1 protein-coding gene is annotated in these 2322 nt (G+C 41.5%); it reads right to left on the reverse strand.

The features are described from left to right. The coding region (locus tag ADJ60_RS06965; protein ID WP_049544301.1) for a G5 domain-containing protein at window positions 1–2214 on the reverse strand (2214 nt) is incomplete at its 3' end. Between the last annotated feature and the right edge of the window lie 108 nt (window positions 2215–2322).

The following is a 2322-nucleotide window of genomic DNA, read 5'->3' on the forward strand; positions in this document are numbered from 1 at the left end:
TTTTTCACCTTTAGCTCCAGTTAGACCGCGTTCGCCTCGGTCTCCTTTTTCACCTTTAGCTCCTTGAGCTCCAGTTAGACCGCGTTCGCCTCGGTCCCCTTTTTCACCTTTAGCACCTTGTGCTCCGGTTAGACCGCGTTCACCTCGGTCCCCTTTTTCACCTTTAGCACCTTGTGCTCCGGTTAGACCGCGTTCACCTTGGTCCCCTTTTTCACCTTTGGCACCTTGTGCTCCGGTTAGACCGCGTTCACCTTGGTCCCCTTTTTCACCTTTAGCACCTTGTGCTCCGGTTAGACCGCGTTCACCTCGATCTCCTTTTTCACCTTTGGCTCCTTGTGCTCCAGTTAGACCGCGTTCGCCTTGGTCTCCTTTTTCACCTTTAGCTCCAGTTAGACCGCGTTCACCTTGGTCCCCTTTTTCACCCTTGGCTCCATCTTTAATAGCAATTTTTTGAACAAGTTCGTCTACACCTTCAGTATAAACACCATTTCCATCGTTATCAAGATAGAAAGTGAGGTTATTTGTATCACCAACTTTATTTTGATCAACACGTGGTTTTACTGTATCGATTAGCTCTTTAGCCACACCAATTTGCATAATACGTGGCTTAGCTTCTTTAGTAACAGAATTACTAATTGGCAATCCTAAAAGTGTTTCGTTACCAAATCGATGAACTTTATAGGTAATTTGACGTTGTCCTTTTTCACCTTCTCGAACTAATCTAGTTTGACCTTCTGGTAATTTACTAGTTGGAAGGTAGACTGTTTGGAAATCAATGTCTTCTGAAACAGTCTTATTATTAGTACCACCATAAGGGTTTGCATCCAAGAGGAGTGGATTTGCTCTATGATAATAGTTAGAGTTACTGTATGGGTCATTGCTAGTAGCGGCACCACCACCACCTTGGTCCACGTTAAAAGTAACAGGTTTCAAACGAACAGACAAGTCACCATTTGGATTATTGATTGGCAAACTAAATCTGATTGTTTGTTCCGTATTTGTTGAAGTAGCAGAGGTCATACTGTATCCTGAGTGAGATACGTAGTTGGCACCTTGGCTAATAGGTTTTGATTGATCTCTTAACCTTGGAGTTGTGATTGTCGCATTGGAAGGATTTCCAAATCCATCCCCTTTATCCAAGATAAAGTTATTATTAACAAATTCGCCCGGACCAGAATATTTGATTGTGAAATTCAATTTATTACCTTGACGTACTGTTGTTACATCGTAATGAATTGAATTACCACCACGTGAGTTCCCGTAGCCACGGAAACTATAACTACGACCACCTTGGCTGATGTCTGAAAATGCAACTGTATTTCCAGAACCTGAGACAATTGGGTTGGCTGGATTGCTAGCCGCTCTAAAGCCACTATGACCTTTATCCAAGTCTTCCTTACGGATAGCTGGATTTTGGCGAGCATCAGAAAGGCTCAAACCTGGTTTCAAGATTTCATTAGTAGATTTTGGAGCTGAAGTTGTTTCTACTTTGGCAGGTGCATTAGTTGCTAAAACGCTACTATCAACAGCTGAACGGTCAGTCGTTGTTGCAACTGGCTTAGCTTCTTCTTTGGCTTCTGCTGTGTCAGCTTTCTTCACTACAGGAGTTTCTGATACAGTTCCTTTATCAGAGTTAGAACGAAGTTCTAGACCAATAATAGCCGATTGGATAGATGTCTCTGCTGCTGATATTTCAGCTTCAGATGCATCTGCTTTCCCAAGCAAGCTTTGACCAGCTTGGATACTTGCTTGCAAGTTAGCAGCACTTGCTTCTGTATATAACTTACTTTCTAATTTTTTAGCACGTGAAAGAGCTGTTAACAATTTTGACTTGTCAACAGCATCTTGATGACTTGCTTCTTTTTTGTCTTTTGCTTCTTCAACTTTTTCTGCTGGTCTAGTAGCTTCTTCAGTTTTAGCTGGAGTCGTTTCTACTGGGTTAGCAACAGTTGGAGCTGCATAAGTTGTTTCTTTTTTAGGTGTAGAAACTTCTGCTGGTTTAGTAGCTTCATCTACCTTATCCTTATCAACAGAGACACTATTAGTTGCCTCAGGATGTTGTTCCTCTGCTTGTACTGATTGCGCATTGGCAGCAGTTCCCAAGACTAAGGCTGTCCCGAGCAAGACACTAGCCGCACCAAAGTGATACTTACGAATAGAGTATCGTTGTTGCATGCTATACCAGTCAAATGATTTCTTATGTGAATGTTTCATTTCAAACTCCTAGATAGTAATTTATAGTTTACACTTTACAACTATTTGAGCCATTAATCAATATTATCTATGAAATTAATATATCTGATTTTTGTACCATGGAGCCAT

It is taken from the genome of Streptococcus pseudopneumoniae (genome assembly GCF_001076775.1).
Taxonomy (GTDB): domain Bacteria; phylum Bacillota; class Bacilli; order Lactobacillales; family Streptococcaceae; genus Streptococcus; species Streptococcus pseudopneumoniae_G.